Annotated in this window: 17 protein-coding genes; 12 read left to right on the forward strand and 5 right to left on the reverse strand. The window is 40.0% G+C overall.

What is annotated here, in order from left to right:
- The first annotated feature begins 55 nt into the window (after window positions 1-55).
- From trmB to ACLL8Z_RS04530, 7 genes are all read left to right on the forward strand, one after another.
- The gene (trmB, locus tag ACLL8Z_RS04500; protein WP_411273566.1) at window positions 56-706 is read left to right on the forward strand and encodes a tRNA (guanosine(46)-N7)-methyltransferase TrmB; all 651 of its coding nucleotides are present in this window, start codon (window positions 56-58) and stop codon (window positions 704-706) included.
- Complete coding sequence (locus ACLL8Z_RS04505) at window positions 706-1,041, forward strand: MGMT family protein (RefSeq protein WP_411273567.1); 336 nt, start codon at window positions 706-708, stop codon at window positions 1,039-1,041. Before trmB ends, ACLL8Z_RS04505 begins: the two co-directional genes overlap by 1 nt.
- Before the next feature lie 15 nt (window positions 1,042-1,056).
- Complete coding sequence (locus tag ACLL8Z_RS04510) at window positions 1,057-1,404, forward strand: carboxymuconolactone decarboxylase family protein (protein WP_411273568.1); 348 nt, start codon at window positions 1,057-1,059, stop codon at window positions 1,402-1,404.
- A complete protein-coding gene (locus ACLL8Z_RS04515) occupies window positions 1,401-1,970 on the forward strand; it encodes a DNA-3-methyladenine glycosylase I (RefSeq protein ID WP_411273569.1) in 570 nt (189 codons plus the stop codon). The genes ACLL8Z_RS04510 and ACLL8Z_RS04515 overlap by 4 nt, the downstream gene beginning before the upstream one ends.
- 89 nt (window positions 1,971-2,059) lie before the next feature.
- The gene (polA, locus tag ACLL8Z_RS04520; RefSeq protein WP_411273570.1) at window positions 2,060-4,873 is read left to right on the forward strand and encodes a DNA polymerase I; all 2,814 of its coding nucleotides are present in this window, start codon (window positions 2,060-2,062) and stop codon (window positions 4,871-4,873) included.
- A gap of 112 nt (window positions 4,874-4,985) precedes the next feature.
- Entirely contained in the window at window positions 4,986-6,416 is a 1,431-nt protein-coding gene (locus ACLL8Z_RS04525; RefSeq protein WP_411273571.1) for a glycogen synthase, read from the forward strand.
- Window positions 6,406-7,671, forward strand: coding sequence for a glucose-1-phosphate adenylyltransferase (locus ACLL8Z_RS04530; RefSeq protein WP_411273572.1), 1,266 nt, complete (start codon window positions 6,406-6,408; stop codon window positions 7,669-7,671). Before ACLL8Z_RS04525 ends, ACLL8Z_RS04530 begins: the two co-directional genes overlap by 11 nt.
- Before the next feature lie 5 nt (window positions 7,672-7,676).
- On the opposite strand, the gene ACLL8Z_RS04535 is transcribed toward ACLL8Z_RS04530, so the two are convergent.
- From ACLL8Z_RS04535 to ACLL8Z_RS04545, 3 genes are all read right to left on the reverse strand, one after another.
- A complete protein-coding gene (locus ACLL8Z_RS04535) occupies window positions 7,677-7,985 on the reverse strand; it encodes a YbaB/EbfC family nucleoid-associated protein (protein WP_411273573.1) in 309 nt (102 codons plus the stop codon).
- 16 nt (window positions 7,986-8,001) lie between these two features.
- A complete protein-coding gene (locus ACLL8Z_RS04540; protein ID WP_411273574.1) occupies window positions 8,002-8,385 on the reverse strand; it encodes a response regulator in 384 nt (127 codons plus the stop codon).
- Between the two features lie 120 nt (window positions 8,386-8,505).
- Complete coding sequence (locus tag ACLL8Z_RS04545; protein ID WP_411273575.1) at window positions 8,506-9,723, reverse strand: serine hydrolase domain-containing protein; 1,218 nt, start codon at window positions 9,721-9,723, stop codon at window positions 8,506-8,508.
- Between the two features lie 187 nt (window positions 9,724-9,910).
- Here ACLL8Z_RS04545 and fumC point away from each other — a divergent pair, with 187 nt between their 5' ends.
- The 5 genes from fumC to hisS are packed head-to-tail and all read left to right on the forward strand — an operon-like array spanning window position 9,911 to window position 14,526.
- Window positions 9,911-11,308: a class II fumarate hydratase gene (fumC, locus tag ACLL8Z_RS04550; protein WP_411273576.1), complete on the forward strand. Its 1,398-nt coding sequence runs from the start codon at window positions 9,911-9,913 to the stop codon at window positions 11,306-11,308.
- A 40-nt stretch (window positions 11,309-11,348) separates the two neighbouring features.
- The gene (locus tag ACLL8Z_RS04555; protein ID WP_411273577.1) at window positions 11,349-11,870 is read left to right on the forward strand and encodes a fumarate hydratase; all 522 of its coding nucleotides are present in this window, start codon (window positions 11,349-11,351) and stop codon (window positions 11,868-11,870) included.
- A gap of 5 nt (window positions 11,871-11,875) precedes the next feature.
- Complete coding sequence (locus tag ACLL8Z_RS04560; RefSeq protein ID WP_411273578.1) at window positions 11,876-12,667, forward strand: S1/P1 nuclease; 792 nt, start codon at window positions 11,876-11,878, stop codon at window positions 12,665-12,667.
- A 9-nt stretch (window positions 12,668-12,676) separates the two neighbouring features.
- Window positions 12,677-13,120 carry a low molecular weight protein-tyrosine-phosphatase gene (locus ACLL8Z_RS04565; RefSeq protein WP_411273579.1) on the forward strand — a complete coding sequence of 148 codons (444 nt, stop codon included), beginning with the start codon at window positions 12,677-12,679 and terminating at the stop codon, window positions 13,118-13,120.
- Between the two features lie 17 nt (window positions 13,121-13,137).
- Window positions 13,138-14,526 (forward strand): histidine--tRNA ligase, encoded by a 1,389-nt coding sequence (gene hisS / locus ACLL8Z_RS04570; RefSeq protein ID WP_411273580.1) that lies wholly within the window; start codon window positions 13,138-13,140, stop codon window positions 14,524-14,526.
- Window positions 14,527-14,597: 71 nt separating this feature from the next.
- On the opposite strand, the gene ACLL8Z_RS04575 is transcribed toward hisS, so the two are convergent.
- The gene (locus ACLL8Z_RS04575) at window positions 14,598-16,898 is read right to left on the reverse strand and encodes a TonB-dependent receptor (protein ID WP_411273581.1); all 2,301 of its coding nucleotides are present in this window, start codon (window positions 16,896-16,898) and stop codon (window positions 14,598-14,600) included.
- A gap of 83 nt (window positions 16,899-16,981) precedes the next feature.
- Window positions 16,982-17,332, reverse strand: coding sequence for a hypothetical protein (locus tag ACLL8Z_RS04580; protein ID WP_411273582.1), 351 nt, complete (start codon window positions 17,330-17,332; stop codon window positions 16,982-16,984).
- Window positions 17,333-17,536: the final 204 nt, after the last annotated feature.

Below are 17,536 nucleotides of genomic sequence, written 5' to 3' on the forward strand. Positions count from 1 at the left end.
CTGTTATAGTAATGATGCGAAGATAAAACTATTTTTGCAAGCTTTAATAGTAGAAATGGGTAAGGACAAATTGCGCCGGTTTGCTGAAATCACTGCATTCAAAAATGTGATTGAGCTTGAAGACGGGAAAGAATTAAAAGGCCAGTGGGCTCGACAGCATTTCAGCAACTCAAATCCGGTAGTGTTGGAGTTAGGCTGCGGAAAAGGGGAATATACGGTCAATTTAGGTAAACTTTTTCCTGACATAAATTTCATTGGTCTTGATTATAAGGGAAACCGAATATGGCGCGGGGCAAAAACTGCTCTCGAAGACGGTATTGAAAATGTTGCATTTCTACGTATCCAAATCGAAAATCTCCTTGATTATTTTAATGAAAATGAAATTTCTAACATATGGATAACTTTTCCGGATCCGCAACCACAAATAAGCCGTGAAAAAAAACGGCTGACATCACCTCGCTTTCTTCAAATGTATGAAGCCATCCTTAAAAAAAATGGTGCAGTGCATCTTAAAACAGACAGCGACTCATTATATCTTTATACACTTCAAAAAGTTACCGAACCGGGCTTCGAATTGTATATAAACACGCCCGATCTCTATAATTCCGAGTTTGCAGATGAAGTGCTTTCCATCAAAACCTATTATGAGAAGAAGTATCTTGCAACTAACAAAACCATAAATTACCTAAAATTCAGTTTTGTATAATGGAAGATATGAGCTTTTACGATCAGGTTTACCAGGTTGTCAGGCTCATTCCTGCGGGGAGAGTCAGTTCATATGGTGCAATAGCCTCATACCTCGGCACAAAAGGTTCGGCACGAATGGTGGGATATGCTATGAATGCGGCACACACAGCAGTTCCAGCAGTTCCTGCCCAGCGGGTAGTGAACAGAAATGGTCTTCTTACAGGCAAGTTTCACTTTCTAACTCCCGATAGTATGCAGCAATTGCTGGAAGGAGAAGGCGTTGAAGTTGAAAACGATGGGGTTAAAAACTTTGAAGCTTTATTCTGGGATCCGGCAAACGAACTAAAACTTTAAATCACAACATAACAAATGGGAAAATTAGTAGACGAGTTCAATAATTACCGCAATAAAATGAATGATCGCATCATGGATAGTGCAAACACTAACATGAAGCGCTTCCTTGCTTTAGACACTACCACGTATGCCGAAGGATCATTGGATGTTAAAACCAAGGAAATGCTTGGCCTTGTAGCTTCAATGGTTCTACGATGTGATGACTGTATAAAATACCATTTGGGGAAATGTCATGAAGCAGGCGTGAATTCAACCGAAATGAATGAAATTTTTATGATTGCAAACCTGGTAGGTGGTTCTATTGTAATTCCGCATTACAGGAGAGCTGTTGAGTATTGGGATGAGCTTTGTGTTGAACCATGAAAGAAGAGAGCCTGATTCTGCGTTGTGGCTGGTGTGGAACCGACCCCTTATATGTTAAGTATCATGATGAAGAGTGGGGAAAACCCGTGTATGAAGATAAATTATTATTTGAATTTCTAGTTTTAGAGAGTGCACAGGCGGGCTTAAGCTGGATCACTGTACTTCGAAAACGTGAAAATTATCGAAATGCTTTCGCTGAATTTGATGCGAAAAAAGTAGCGCAATTTACCGCGGCTGATATTGAAAGATTAATGCAGGATAGTGGAATTATAAGAAACCGGCAGAAAATAGAGGCCGCAATTAATAATGCTAAATTATTCCTGGATGTTCAAAAAGAGTTCGGTACTTTCTCAAATTATATATGGGGCTTTCTCTCCGATAAAAAGCCTATCATTAATTCCATTAAAGATCATAAAAATGCTCCTGCCCGAACTGAACTTTCAGACCGCATCAGCACCGAAATGAAAAAAAAAGGCTTTAAATTTTTTGGTACTACTATTTGTTATGCTCACATGCAGGCCACGGGCATGATCAACGATCATATCGATGGATGCCTGGCAAAATAACGTTAGCAATAATGGGTGACTAATTAGATTATTAACTTTGGATTAAGGCCACGAATTTTTCGGCCTTCATATTTAAACTCTTCAATTCAATGAAAAAGCTCTTCCTACTTGACGCATTCGCCCTTATATACAGAGCTCATTTTGCTTTGAGTAAAAGCCCAAGATTTACATCCGGGGGATTGAACACATCCGCAATTATGGGTTTCACTAACACATTGCTAGAGGTCCTTAAGAAAGAGCAGCCTACTCATATGGCTGTAGTTTTTGATACAGATGCGCCCACTGAACGTCATACCGATTTCAGTGAATATAAAGCACATCGTCAGGCTATGCCTGAAGACCTTTCAGTAGCGCTACCCTACATTGTTAGGGTAATTGAAGGTTTCAACATACCATGTATCTTCTCTGACGGATACGAAGCGGATGACATAATCGGAACTCTGGCTAAAAAGGCGGAGAAAGAAGGTTTTACAGTATTTTGCATGACGCCCGATAAGGACTTTGGACAGCTGGTATCAGAAAACATTTTTATTTATAAGCCGGCCCGAATGGGCAATGGCATGGAAATCTTAGGCGTTAAAGAGATCCTTGAAAAATGGGAAATCGAAAATGTTGAACAGGTTATTGATATTTTGGGACTATGGGGTGATGCAGTCGACAATATTCCAGGCATTCCGGGTGTGGGTGAAAAGACAGCTAAGCAACTTATCAAACAGTACGGCTCTGTAGAAAATATTATTGCGAACAGCCATGAACTAAAAGGGAAACTTCGCGAAAACGTTGAAAACTTCGCTGAACAGGGTCTTGTGTCAAAAAAATTGGCCACAATCATGCTGAATGCTCCAGTTGATCTGGACGTGGAGGCCTTGCATGTCGACGAACCCAATCGCGAAGTTCTTGAACCTCTTTTTGCAGAACTGGAATTCCGCACTCTTGGACGTCGTGTTTTCGGAGAAGAATTTAATATTATCGATGGTAAGGGTGCAAAAAGCAGCAGTGGTCAGATGGATATGTTTGCCACCACGACAACAAGTAATAATTCCGTTTCAGCAAAACTCACAGATCCTTACTCCGAAAAAGTTCCAGCTTCCAGGAACATCGGAAATACAGTGCACAATTATATTCTGATTGATACACCTGAAAAAAGAAAGGAATTGGCAGATCTTCTTTCTAGTGAAAAAAGTTTTTGTTTTGATACTGAAACGACTTGTCTGGATGCAAACGACTGCGAACTGGTGGGTCTATCTTTTTGTATTAAACCGGGTGAAGCGTGGTACGTGCCTTTAGATGCTAATCAAACTAAATGTCAAACATGTGTAGACGATTTTAAATCAGTTTTTGAGAATCCGATTATCGCTAAGATAGGCCAGAATCTAAAATATGACATACTCGTCCTCAATTGGTATGGAATAACTGTCAAAGGAGAACTGTTCGATACCATGCTAGCTCATTATCTCATCGATCCAGATTCAAGACATAATATGGATCTTCTTGCAGAAAATTATTTGAATTATACGCCTGTCAGTATAACCTCATTAATTGGCCCTAAAGGCAAGGGTCAGGGAAATATGCGTGATGCTGAGATCGAGAAGATCAAAGAATATGCAGGAGAAGATGCTGATATAACTCTTCAGCTGCGTGATGTTTTTGAGCCCATTCTTGAAGATGTGAATGCCGCGAAATTAGCTCGGGAAGTAGAAAACCCTTTGATCTATGTGCTTGCAGATATTGAAAGAGAAGGGGTAAAAATAGATCAGCAGGCGCTGGAAGAATTTTCTGAGATCTTAAAGACTGATCTTAAACTTCTTGAAACCACTATATACGAAAAGGCTGGTGTTAAATTTAATATTGCATCCCCAAAACAATTGGGGGAGGTGCTTTTTGATAAATTACAATTGGACCCGCAGGCGAAAAAGACCAAGACCGGCCAGTATCAAACAGGCGAGGAAGTGTTAAGCCGGCTTGCCAACAAAAGTGATATAGTAGCTGACATCCTCGATTTCCGTCAGTTGCAAAAGCTAAAATCCACTTATGTGGATGCTCTCCCTCAAATGATTAATCGTAAAACCAGTCGGATTCACACCTCTTACAACCAAGCCGTGGCTGCAACTGGCAGGCTAAGTTCCAACAATCCAAACCTCCAAAATATTCCTATAAGAACTGAAAGAGGGAGGGAGGTCCGGAGAGCGTTTATTCCCCGGGATGAAAATCATGTCCTTCTCTCTGCCGATTATTCCCAGATAGAGCTTAGGCTGATAGCTGAAATTAGCAGAGATGAGAACATGATGGAGGCTTTTGATCAGGGGCTCGACATTCACACCGCAACCGCTGCAAAAGTATACGGAATTGCGATAGATGAGGTAACTTCCACACAGCGCCGTAATGCAAAAGCCGTCAACTTCGGGATTATTTACGGCCAGTCAGCTTTCGGTCTTTCTCAAAGTCTTGGGATCCCAAGAAAGGAGGCAGCAGAGATCATCGAAAATTATTTTAATACCTATCCAAATATCAAAAAGTATATGAACGATACCATAAACTTTGCCCGGGAGCATGGATACGTTGAAACCATTATGGGTCGCCGCCGCTACCTTCGCGATATCAACTCGGCCAATCAAACCGTTCGTGGTTTCGCAGAACGAAACGCGATAAACGCACCAATCCAGGGATCAGCAGCAGACATGATCAAAATTGCTATGATTCGCATACATCAGGATATAAAAGAGCAAAACTTAGCTTCCAAAATGACTATGCAGGTTCATGATGAACTTGTTTTTGATGTGCCAAAAGCAGAAGCGGAAGTCATGAAAAAGATCATTGAGGAACGGATGAAAAATGCTATAAAGACAACTGTTCCGATATTAGTTGAGGTAGGAGAAGGTTCTAATTGGCTGGAAGCACATTAAAACTCCGTCTCTAGACTTAAACTTCCTTTCTTACAAATGAATGATGTTTTTTATTCATTGTATCTGAATAATGTTTACTAAATTGTTTTTCTATGTTTTTTAAGTCTATTGTATGGATGTGATACATCTTAGTGCAGAATGCTACCCTGTTGCCAAAGTTGGCGGACTGGGTGATGTTGTTGGTGCGCTTCCTAAATATCTTACCCAGGCTGGGATTAATGCATCAGTTATTCTCCCTTATTATGATCGAAAGTTTGTTCAGGAAAATAAATTTGATGAAGTCTTCAATTCATCGGCAGCAGCTGCAGGTAAAACATTTAATTACAGTGTGCTAAAAGAAAAAACTGGTAAACTGGGGTTTGATTTATACCTTATCTACATTAAAGGCTTACTCGACCGGAAAGAAATTTATTGTTATCCGGACGAAATAAAGCAATTTATTAGTTATCAAGTCTCCGTGGTAGACTGGATAAGTAAGTCTGAAAAGAAACCCGATATCATTCATTGTCATGATCATCACTCGGGCCTTGTTCCATTTCTTATTTCTCATTCAACTTTATACAAAGAACTGGCGAAGATTCCAACCATTTGTACGATACATAATGGGCAGTATCAGGGATGGCTGGGCTGGGATAAGGTTGGTTATCTCCCGTCCATTGATTTGAATAAAGCGGGGCTGCTCGACTGGAATAATTGTATTAATTCACTTGCTGCGTCGGTAAAATGCTGTTGGAAGTTTACCACAGTTTCACCTAACTATTTAAAAGAATTATCAGTTAATTCAAATGGGCTGGAAAAATTATTTCAACTGGAAGAAAAAAAAGGAATTGGAATAATAAATGGAATTGACACACAGGTTTGGAATCCGGAAAGTGACCCAATGATTTCCCCGAATTATAATGTTGAAACAGTAGATAAAGGGAAAAAATCGAACAAGAAAATCCTTTGTAAGGAATTTGAACTTTCGGATACTAAGCCGTTGGTAGTTTTCATTGGGAGACTTGTTGGTGAAAAAGGCGCTGAACTTTTACCTGCAGCTATTGATTCCTGTCTCAAATTCTATAAGGGAAAAGTTAACTTTATTGTACTTGGTTCGGGCGAACCAGAAATAGAAAAGGAACTTGAAAACCTGAAAATTAAACATAGAAAACAATGCGGAATCTATATTGGTTATGATGAGGAGCTTTCACATCGTATATATGCAGGTGCAGATTTCCTGCTAATGCCCTCAAGGGTGGAGCCCTGTGGATTAAACCAACTATACGCTGTAAGATATGGCACAATGCCTATAGTACACAACACCGGAGGGCTGAGCGATACTGTTATTGATGTGGACGATGTAGCAGGTTATGGAATTACCTTTGACAAGCTTGAAGTGAAGGAAATAGTAGATGCTGTGGGCAGGGCCTTAGATCTCTATCAGAACAGCAGCAGGATGTGTAATCTGAGAAAAAAAATGATGTCATTGGATTTCTCTTGGGACAAGTCGGCAAAAGAATATATCGATTTATATAAAAGTTTAATCAAACCCTATGCAGTCTAAAGTAATCTCTGTTATACTTGGAGGTGGACAAGGTTCACGTCTTTATCCTTTAACTGATACACGATCAAAACCAGCCGTACCTATCGCAGGAAAATACCGGCTTGTTGACATCCCAATTTCCAATTGCCTCAATTCTGGAATTGAACGAATATTCGTATTGACACAGTTCAACTCAGCCTCGCTAAACAAGCACATTAAAAATACGTATCATTTCAGTTTCTTTAGTGAAGCTTTTGTCGACATACTTGCAGCGGAACAAACGCCCAATAATGCAACATGGTACCAGGGCACAGCTGACGCAGTAAGGCAATGCTTATATCATCTTGTTCAGCATGATTGTGAATATGTTCTAATACTTTCCGGCGACCAGCTTTACCAGATGGATTTTGAATTGATGATAAAAAATCACGAAGAAAGCGGTGCAGAGATTTCTATAGCTACAATTCCGGTTACCGCAAAAGATGCAACCGATTTTGGAATTCTTAAAGCTGATGAGAATAACCTTATAACCTCATTTATAGAAAAACCTAAAAAAGAACTTCTGGTAGATTGGAAATCGGAAGTGGGGGACGACATGAAAGCTAGCGGAAAAAACTATTTAGCTTCCATGGGAATCTACCTGTTCAATAAAAAATTGCTTTTTGATCTTCTTGAGAATAACACTCGTACTGATTTTGGTAAGGAAATCATCCCGCAGTCGCTTGAGAGTCACCGGGTAGCTAGTTACCAATATAAAGGTTACTGGACTGATATTGGTAATATACACTCCTTTTTTGACGCCAATCTTGGATTGACAGATGATATCCCGGAATTCAATCTCTTTGACAAGCGGCCTATTTATTCGAGAGCACGGATGCTTCCGCCTTCAAAAATTTCAGGGACAACGCTCGAAAAGACGGTTATAGCTGACGGTTGTATCATTAACGCAAGCAGGATTGAACGATCGGTTATAGGGATCCGAACGCGAATAGGGACGGGAACGACAATTGTAAATACATACGTAATGGGAGGAGACCGCTACCAAACCCTTCATGAATTAACCGATGCAGCCAATACAGGACATCCTATTATGGGAATAGGAGATCGTTGCTATATCAAAAACGCGATTATCGACAAAAACTGCTTCATTGGAAATGACGTTCGAATAAATGGCGGGCCAAACCTTAAGGATGGTGATTTTACAACACACACCATTAAAGATGGCATTGTTGTTATCAAAAAATTAGCTGTAATCCCGAACGGTACAGTTATTTGACCAAACTACTTATTCCCGAATAGATTTCCCAAGCCGCCCATCATATCGCGTGTGGCGGCTTGCATTTCAGTTTGGCTGACACTTTCTGCCTGTTCAAGGGCCTTATTGATAACCGTAGTCAATAATTCTTCTAGTTCTTCCGTATCGGCATTAGCCATAAAGTCGGGATCAATCGAAATGCCGGTAATCCGTTTATTAGCTGTGGAGCTAACCCTTATTTTACCCCCTTCCACCTCGGCCGAAACAGAGATTGTATCTAATCGCTTTTTAATTTCCTCAGCCTTCTGCTGAGCCTCAAATAACTTGTCAAACATATCTCTCAGAAGAAATTTATTCTATTGTGCTTCTAATAACATCCGGTGATAATGGTTTTGAGATAAATCCCTTTACAAACGAGAAAGTTTGTGATCTCAGTCTGTCCTTTTCATCAACCGAAGATGTAACAATAAATATCTTGATATTCTTAATAAGTTCGGATTGGAATTTATCGAAAGCTTCCAGAAAATCCCATCCATCAACTACCGGCATATTCAAATCAAGTAGTATTACATCTGGTAAACCTTCAGCATTTTTAGTATTCTCTTTCAGGTATTCAAGGGCCAACTCAGCTTCGGTATAACTGTTATATTCTGCAAATAATTCATGTTTTCCAATCATTATCTGTGCTATACGCTGATGGATAGGGTCATCGTCAATAATAAATACTCTGCTCATTTTTCTCCAATTAGGCGCTCGGTTAATTTCAGCAATTTAAGTCTTTATCCATAAAATCAGCATTTTATTGATAATGTTTTAAAAAATTCTTTTAAAGAAGAAAAATTAACTTCGAAGGTCTTAATCTTCATCATCCGAATTATTTTTTCCATTCCCAGAATAGGCGCTCTTCCTTACAACAGGCATACCAGCTAAATCGTACAATTCGTCGAGGCGTAACAAACTTCCATTAGTCAGATTGCTCAATAATATGACTGTTATATCATTATCGAGCTGGCGTAAATAAATGTGTCGAAAGCCGTGCCACCATCCCGTGTGATATACGACTTTCTTTTCTTGATCCTCAAAAGTGCGCCATCCAAAGCCATAATTAAAGTGCCCTTTTTGCATTTCATTTTGAGGCTTATACATCGAATCAAGGGATGTTTTCTTTAATAGCCGTCCGCTTCTTAAAGCACGGTCAAAAAGAAAAAGGTCATGAATGGTACTGTAGACGCCCTTGTCGCCCACCGGACCATCAAGGAAATTTTGAGCTACCGATCTTCGCCAGGTACGATCATGCCCTATAACATCAGCAGGTATTTTTTCATATTCTGCTTTTGAATAAACAGCAGTATTTTTCAAACCAGCCGGCTTAAAAACATTTTCTGCCATATATTGTGAATATTTCTGCCCGCTGACTTTCTCTATAATGGCTGCGAGTACCATATAGTTAGAATTATTGTAGTGAAACTTTTTACCCGGTTTCATATATGGGTTAGGTTTATGTTCAGCAATTAATTTCATCACATCCTGGTTTGTTATCCCCGGGCGCTCATCTCTTTTTGCTTTTTTCCAAAGACCATCTACAAAATATACATAGTTCATCATCCCCGAGCGATGCGTAAGGAGCATTTTTACAGTTATACTGTCATATGGAAATTCCGGAAAAAATTCCTTTACATTTTGGTTTAGTCGCAGTTTCCCATCCTCAACAAGCATCATTATACCGACTGATGTAAATGGCTTGGAAACAGAAGCAAGTTCAAAAACAGAATTTATTTTCAAGCTGTCACGATGCAGATAGTCTGCCCACCCAATTGCCTTTTGATAAATGATTTTTCCCTTTTTGGCAACTAACACATTTCCATTGAAGCTTGACCTTTTATGGAGCCTCATGACAAAGTCTTCATATCTCGGATCAGCTTTCTTCGGATCATAAATGAGTGCAATACTGTCTAATTCATCATCCGTAACTGTTCTTTCCTGTTTCCTTTTTTCAGAAGGAGCTGTTGAGCAGGAATAAAGGAAAATTGTCACAAGAATTAAGCTAAGGAACTGACGTAAGTAAGAAATCATTTAGGACGTTATCAATATCAATTAATGGGGAAAATTATAAATTATTACAATCATCGCTGTTAAAGAGTTTTACACATCAGTAATTTTCAAAGGTAATTTTTTAGGGCATCAGCCTTAAATTCTGAATAAATGGGGCCATAACTACCAAAAAAATCTAAATTTACAGCAAAACAAAATTACTATTTCAATGACTTACAGAGTAGAACATGATACCATGGGTGAAGTCCAGGTACCTGCCGATAATTATTGGGGAGCCCAGACCGAACGGTCGAGAAATAATTTTAAAATTGGGCCCGAAGCATCGATGCCCAAAGAGATTATAGAAGCTTTTGCCTTTCTTAAAAAGGCCGCTGCCTATACAAATACAGACAGTAATATTTTGCCCATCGATAAACGCGATCTTATTTCAAAAGTTTGTGAGGAGATACTCGAAGGTAAACTAGCCTCAGAGTTTCCTCTGGTTATTTGGCAAACAGGGTCAGGTACTCAATCAAACATGAATGTAAACGAAGTGATTGCTAATCGTGCTCACGTCCTGCAAGGAAATAAACTTGGAGAAGGCAAAACCTTTGTTCATCCAAACGATGATGTAAATAAATCCCAGTCATCAAATGATACCTTTCCAACAGCAATGCATATCGCGGCTTATCAGCTTGTTTCAGAGGTAACCATTCCGGGTGTGGAAAAATTAAGAGATGCGCTTGACAAAAAGGTTTCCGAATTTAAGGATGTTGTCAAAATTGGGCGTACACATTTAATGGACGCTACTCCGTTGACTCTTGGACAAGAATTCTCCGGGTATGTTTCACAACTTAATCATGGCCTTAAGGCCCTAAAAAACACTTTGGATCACTTATCGGAGCTGGCTCTGGGCGGTACCGCAGTTGGTACAGGTATTAATACTCCTAAAGGATATGATGTTGCCGTTGCAAGCTATATTGCTGAATTCACCGGCTTGCCGTTCCGCACTGCAGAGAATAAGTTCGAAGCACTCGCTGCTCATGATGCTATAGTTGAAACTCATGGTGCATTAAAACAGATAGCCGTTTCCTTAATGAAAATTGGAAATGATATTCGCATGCTTGCTTCCGGGCCACGTTCAGGTATCGGCGAAATACACATTCCCGATAACGAACCCGGCTCTTCAATAATGCCAGGGAAAGTAAATCCCACTCAGAATGAAGCAATAACAATGGTTGCTGCACAGGTGATGGGTAATGATGTAACTATTAGCATAGGGGGGTCAAACGGGCATTATGAATTGAATGTTTTCAAGCCTTTAATAGCGGCAAATTTCTTGCAGTCGGCAAGACTAATTGGTGATGCATGTGTATCATTCACAGATAATTGTGTTGTTGGAATAACTCCAAATTTTGAAGGTATTAAAAAACACCTTGAAAACTCGCTAATGCTTGTTACAGCATTAAACCCCCATATCGGTTATGAGAATGCAGCAAAAATCGCTAAAACTGCACTAAAAGAAAATAAATCTCTGCGTGAAGCCGCACTCAGTTTGGGCCTTTTAACGAATGAACAGTTCGATCAATGGGTTCGTCCTGAAGAAATGATCGGGGGATTAAAATAATCGGGTTGTCACTTACACAGACCGCAGGAATTGAAATGAAATGAAAACCAGGTTTCTCCTTATTAGCACCTTTGCTCCTGGCTTTCTAATCCTATTCACATGTGCGTTGTATTCCTGCAAGTTTAACGCTAACATGCAGGCGAAGGGAAGTGAAGACCTGCAAGGGATTTGGGAAGAAGGGTTAGTTGCATATCAGGATGAAAGGCTACAATATTCGAAACATCAGTTTCAGTTTATCTGCGACTCCGTGTATATAACTGTTAAGACATTCGCTAAAGTGAACACTTATCCCGACAGCTGTTTTAATAATGGAAGTTGGATAGAGTATGCAAAAGGTGTTTATGAAACTCGAGAGGATACTCTGTTGATAACCGCCACATTTACTAAGGCGAATTTCAAGCAAAAAATTTCTGGATGTTATCGTATCGGGCAGTACTTGCCTGCGTTTGTAATCAAAAAAAGTGGTGGCGATTCCCTAAATTTGGAGGGCTTACAAGACCATTTGCCTTTAAGTCTTACTTTAAAAAAGAGAACCCTTTGTGTTCAAAAACCATTAAACTAAATCTTATGGGTATCAATGTAATTAAGAAAGCCTTGTTTATAACTTTGATTTGCTACCTTCCTATGAATACGATGGCCTGGGGCTTGTTAGGCCATCGGGTTGTGGGCGAAATTGCTCAAAGCTACCTTAGTAAGCGCGCCAGCCGTGAAGTAAAAAAGATTCTCGGACATGAATCACTAGCCATGGCGAGCAATTGGGCTGATTTTATTAAATCCGAAACTTCCTACAACTACATCAGCAACTGGCATTATATAAATTTGCCAACAGGCCTCACCTCTGACCAGATACAAGGTAATTTACTTAGAGATACGGCAACAAATGCTTATACCAAAATTCGCTTTCTCAGTTCTGAGCTTGAGAATAAGGCGTTGGATCTGGATAAAAAAGTAATGTACCTGCGTTTACTAATTCATATTGTCGGGGACCTTCATCAGCCTATGCACACGGGCAGATTTGAAGACCTTGGTGGGAATAGAGTCCAATTAACCTGGTTCGGTCAGTCGTCTAATTTGCATCGGGTTTGGGATACTGATTTGATAGAATCACAAGAATTGAGCTACACCGAATATGCACAGTCTGTTAATTTCATAGATAAATCCAGGCTGTTTCAATTGCAGAATGAAGATGTAAACCTTTGGGTAGCCGATTCGTACCGGATTAGTGAAAAGATTTATACAAATGTTAAATCCGGTGATAAGCTAAGCTATCGATACATTTACGATTATCTCGCTATCGCTGACGAGCAGCTTTTGAAAGGCGGTGTACATCTTGCTGCGCTTCTTAATAAAATTTTTTAATAGGAATAAATGAAAATTTTGATGGTTTGCCTGGGAAACATTTGCCGCTCCCCACTTGCTCATGGCATTTTGGAAAGACTTTCAGAAGATGAAGGACTTCAATGGGAAATTGACTCAGCTGGCACGGGAGGATGGCATGTTGGAGCACCGCCGGACCATCGTTCCGTCGCAATAGCTAAAAACTACGGAGTAGATATTTCTGGTCAGTGCTGCCGCAAATTCGAGGTCGATGATTTTGACACTTACGATTACATTTTTGTGATGGATTACAGCAACCTGAATGATGTAAAGGCATTAGCAAGAAGCGATGAAGATCATAAAAAGGTAAGTCTTTTTTTGAAAAATGATATTGTGCCCGATCCATATTATGATGATTCCCAATTCGATCCAGTTTATAAAATGGTCGAAAAAAGGTGCAGGGAAATCATTGTGGAATTCAACTCTCCAGGATAATCTTTTACCTTTATCACATGGCAATTATCAAACCTTCCATCCCGAAAGGAACCCGTGATTTTTCACCTGCAGAAATGGTACGGAGGAATTACATTTTCGAAACTATTAGTTCTGTTTTTAGAAAATTTGGCTACCAGGAAATCCAAACTCCCACCTTGGAAAGTCTGGAAACTCTTACCGGGAAATATGGTGATGAGGGAGACAAGCTTATTTTTAAGATCTTAAATTCGGGTGACTTTTTATCAAAGATTCCAACTGATAAGCTGGGCTCGCAAACATCAACTACAATAACATCTTCCATAAGCGAAAAAGCGCTTCGGTACGATCTGACAGTTCCATTCGCTCGTTATGTGGTAATGCATCAAAATGACATTTCCTTCCCGTTCAAACGCTTCCAGATACAGCCAGTATGGCGTGCAGATCGGCCGCAAAAGGGCAGATATCGTGAATTCTATCAATGCGATGCCGACGTAGTGGGTTCTGAAAGCTTGTTGAATGAAGCTGAATTTATTTTGATATACCATGAAGCACTAAACAAACTTGGTCTAAAAGATTTCACCATCAAACTCAATAACCGCAAAATATTATCAGGAATAGCCGAGATAATTGGTAAGCCGGAACTGATGGTCGATATGACCGTTGCCATCGATAAGCTTGATAAGATCGGCTTCGATGGAGTAAGCAAAGAACTAATTGAGCGGGGTTTCACCATGGCCGACATTGAAGTGCTGAAACCCGTTATAATGCTTAAGGGTACCAACGAATCTAAAATTGAAAACCTTCAATTTGTTCTAAAAAATTCTTCCATTGGTCTGAAAGGCATCGAAGAGATCGAGACTATTTTCAGTTACCTCGCCTCCCTCCGACCTCCGACCTCCGACCTCAAACCTCTACCTCTCGAACTGGATATAACCCTTGCCCGTGGTTTAAACTATTACACAGGAGCCATTTTCGAAGTTAAGACCAACGAGGTTGCTATGGGTAGTATTGGTGGCGGCGGACGCTATGATGACCTAACCGGCATGTTTGGACTAAAGGATCTTACTGGGGTAGGAATTTCATTTGGTGCAGACCGCATCTACGATGTGATGGAGGAGTTAAAGTTGTTTCCAGAAACTTCTTCTGAGAGTACACGGGTAATGATCAGCAATTTTGATGCGGTTGCTGAAAAATATGCATTGCCACTTTTGGGCGAGTTAAGGGATGCGGGAATTAACTCAGAGATCTATCCGACACATGCTAAGCTTAAAAAACAACTTAATTATGCAGACGACAAAAAGATTCCATTCGTAATCCTGATAGGAAGTGAGGAAATGGATAGGGGAACATTAAGTCTGAAGAATATGAAAAGCGGTGATCAACAAAAACTGACGATCGATCAGATCATTAGCGCTCTTAGCGTTTAATGTTCACCGTTAACACTTATATAAGGTTAAAACTCCAGCAAATCTGTTCACCAATCGAAGGTTACAATGTCTTATTTAAAAGGGAGATATAACCCAACAGATACATTCCTCCCCTGGTTGTAATAACCTACAGTTGGCGCTGATTCATCAAGTCTACCGGGTTTAAATCTGCTCAAATGGTCATAATAAGCTTTATCGAACACGTTATTTACAGACAAGTTTAACCTTAAAGGCTGCTTACCCAGTATAAATGTAGTTCCTGTTGCTAAATTTACGAGGCTATAACCGGGAGTTGTTGTTTCGAACAGATCAATCCGGTTCTGTTTAAAAACATTGTCGAGGCCTATGGAAAAGTAACTTGATTTTAGCCCTTTGAAATCAGGCTCCAACCTTAATTCATTTCTTAGCACTGCGGCCGGAATGAATGGTAATGGATTATCCGTAGCACGGTTAATTCCACGAGTGTATGAAAAGCTGTTTTCAAAATGGATTAGATTGGCAGGGTGCAATGTCAGGGTAGCCTCCAGACCAGACAAGTTAGCATTAGCCTGTATAAACCGATAAAGAGGCAATGTCTCACTATTGACAACAGTTGTTTCATTATTGAGCTGACTGCTGAAAATAAAGTTATCAATATAGTTATTGAAGGCTCCAATACTGGCGCTGACGGTATTATTGTTGAATTCGAATGCAAGGTCACCATAGTAACTGTTTTCAGGCTTCAAATTGTTGTTCCCAATCTCATATCTAAACGTGCCTTCATGGACACCATTCGAACTTAATTCAGCAATGTTCGGTGAACGAAACGCGGATCCCAAATTCGCTTTAAAGTTAAAATGCTCGTCAATTTCCTGTGTAAACCCCAGAGCACCGCTAAGGTTTGAAAAGCTGTTGCTGAAATTGTTGAACTTTTGAGCACCATCTTCATCCATTTCAAGGCCGTTAATGTCCCTGTAATCGAACCTTGCGCCAAGGTTAAAAGTGGTAGCCTCCCATGATTTTTTTGCATAAGCAAATAGTCCGAGCTCACGAGAATCATAATCAGGGATCAACAGCTCGTCAGCTTTATTTAAATTGTTTTGCAATGATCCCGACAAACCAATTACTGGTTCCCATCCACTTCTTTCATTAAAAAAATATTTAAAATCAGAACTAAAAGTCTTAAGGTCAAAAAAGAGTGCAGGGTCAGTGCGATTGTCCTCTAACTCCCGCCTTTGGTTATTCTGGTAGGCAATTGTTGTACGTAACCTTCCTGAGTTAAATAATACGTGGCTATTGAACGCGACCTTATAGTGGCGAATATCCTGAAATGGAAGAAAAAGTGTTCGGTTTTGTAGATCACTGTCCGTAAAAGTATTTCCGTTTCCATCTTCGAACTTTCCATCATTGTTTCGGCTGAAATCCGGCAAGCCTATATTATTCCTGAAACTGGAAACGTTCAAATGCGCATATCCCCATTTCTTATTAAATCCAAGCTGACTGCTTAAACTCGTTTCATTGTATCCGGTATTAGCAATGCGGCCTCCAGGGGCCGTGTAACTAAAAGCATTTTTATATGATCCGCGGGCCCGCCATACGAAGCCATTCGCGTTGCCTTGAACCATTGCGGAGCTGCCACTAAGTCCATTGTTAGATTGGTAACTACTTAGCAGCTCTCCCTGTATTTTACCCTCTGGTGATGGAAGAGGCTCAAGTATATTAATTACGCCCCCCAGAGCATCCGATCCATACAACAGACTCGCTGCCCCACGCAGAACCTCAACGCGGCCGGCACTGTATTGGTCCACTTCAAGTCCGTGCTCGTCGCCCCACTGCTGCCCTTCCTGCTTAGCTCCATCAACCAAGGTGACTACTCTATTATAACTCAGGCCGCGAATGACGGGCTTGGAAATTCCTCCACCCGTACTAACCTGAGATACTCCCGGAACTTTTGATATCGCATCGACTAAATTACCTGAGGGCCGATTTACCAGCTGATCTTTGGTAACCGATGAAACTGCAGTGCTGTTCTTCCGATTATCCGTACTAAAAGCTGTTCCGGTGATAACTACTTCTTTTGCTTCAATTGTGCTGGGATATAACGCAAATTCAATTCCGGAACCCGAGGCAAGATCTATCGTCTGAATTAGTGTACTATATCCGATATATCTCACCTCAACAAGGAATCGCCCCCTTAAAGGGATATTAGTAAATGTAAATTGTCCGGCACTGTTAGATACAACAGAGATTTTAAGGTCTGGTATAGTTATAAGCGCACCAGGTAAGGTTTCTTTAGTATTAGCATCTATAACTTTTCCATCAAGCGAAAGGGTTTCGGCAGAAAGATTTGAGCAGATAAGGAATAACAATATATATTGAATAATAAATTTCATTTCTGTGAGATAAAAAGTGAGATAAAAAATAAACGGAACGTCAATACCGAAAAAGGTAAACACGAAAGAAAAAGAAAGAAAGATTATTCTGTTGGGGGACCCCGTAGGCCTGTAAAAAGGCACTCAATAAAATATCCTGCTGTGTCATTATTAATGAACAGGGAGATTCCAGGAGCAAGTTTAAGCTTCTCTATGAAGCTTATTTTTGTGAATGACTTATCGAAATGAACAGCACAAGCCCAGCAGAAATCCGCTTTTTTAGTAATGTGCAGCTTGTGTGTACAGCTTGATTGTGCTTTACCTTTTACGCAGGGAACACTGGTTTCTGAGGTCTGATGATTATGAAAGAAATCTAGCGGGATAAGCGTGACAGAGAAGCTCAGTAGCAATACTACTGACAATGCCACGCCTAAAGATCTCTTAATTCTTTTCATTCCAGATTCAAAAATATATAAAAGGCATATAAAAACCTAAAACTTTTATTCTAATGTTGTAAAATTTTACTATTTGATTTGTGGTAAAATTTCATTGTTCAATCAATTTAATATAAGCCAGCCCAGTCGGTTAGTTTTCCATTACATAATGATTTTCAGAAGAATCCACCTGCATTATTTCTTCAACGAGAGTTTTTGGAATTG

Source organism: Daejeonella sp., from assembly GCF_046590655.1.
Classification (GTDB): Bacteria; Bacteroidota; Bacteroidia; order Sphingobacteriales; family Sphingobacteriaceae; genus Daejeonella.